Origin of the sequence: Shewanella sp. c952 (genome assembly GCF_019654975.1) — a bacterium.
Classification (GTDB): Bacteria; Pseudomonadota; Gammaproteobacteria; order Enterobacterales; family Shewanellaceae; genus Shewanella.
Window position 1 is genome coordinate 1 of the sequence record NZ_BPEW01000135.1, and the last position, 457, is coordinate 457.

General features: G+C 51.2%; 1 protein-coding gene. It reads left to right on the forward strand.

All coding sequences use genetic code 11. The features are described 5' to 3' along the window. Positions 1-73: 73 nt before the first annotated feature. Positions 74-457, forward strand: a 384-nt coding sequence (locus K5R16_RS22245) for a DUF58 domain-containing protein (protein ID WP_220740601.1), incomplete at its 3' end; no start/stop codon positions are given.

Below are 457 nucleotides of genomic sequence, written 5' to 3' on the forward strand. Positions count from 1 at the left end.
ATCAAGCACAAGCCGATGGCGTCAGTGCCGACAATGTGATCAATCATATCCTTTCTCAAGTTGCGGTCCCTTAATGGTCAATTCTGAGCTGCCGTTGTTTAGCAACGGCATTAACATTACGGAAAAAGAGTTACTGGCCTGTCAGAGTCTTGCCAAAGCCTTGCCGGAGAAACGAACCAAGGCCAAGGCAAGCCTTGCAGGACACCGTGCCAGCCTAATAAAAGGTCGGGGGATGGAGTTTGCCGAGGTTCGTCACTATCAAAGTGGTGACGACGTGCGCACCATCGACTGGCGCGTAACGGCGAGAACCGGAAAAGCTCACACCAAACTATTTGTAGAAGAGCGTGAGCGCCCAGTGTTGTTGTTGCTCGATCTCAGTCACAGTCTCTATTTTGGCTCAAGTTTAATGTTACAGTCGGTGCAAGCCGCTCACCTCGCAACAACCCTAGGCTTGAGC